Raw genomic sequence first — 356 nt, forward strand, 5'->3', positions numbered from 1 at the left:
TTAGTTGGCGCCGTTGGCGGTGTCACGTCTGGCACACTTCCACTGTCGGTAGTCACTTGTATCGTAACTGCTGGGGAAACGTTACCTGCCGCATCCTTCGCTGCAATTGCAAATGTATAAGCTGTATTTGCGCTTAAACCTGTTATTGCTGCGCTTGTTCCAGCAGCAGTCACTGTAGTCGGGCCATATGTGACCGTATAGCCCGTTACCCCTACATTGTCTGTCGATGCCGTCCAGCTCAAATTCACGCTGTTTGACGTCTTGGATACGACAGTGACATTAGTTGGCGCCGTTGGCGGTGTCACGTCTGGCACACTTCCACTGTCGGTAGTCACTTGTATCGTAACTGCTGGGGA

General features: G+C 52.0%; 1 protein-coding gene. It reads right to left on the reverse strand.

Going from position 1 to position 356, the window contains the following annotated elements:
* Positions 1–335 (reverse strand): fibronectin type III domain-containing protein (locus QP775_RS25595; RefSeq protein ID WP_483312051.1); only part of this gene is annotated, 335 nt, incomplete at its 3' end.
* Positions 336–356 lie beyond the last annotated feature (21 nt).

Origin of the sequence: Paenibacillus sp. UMB4589-SE434 (assembly GCF_030226685.1) — a bacterium.
Lineage (GTDB): Bacteria > Bacillota > Bacilli > Paenibacillales > Paenibacillaceae > Paenibacillus_B.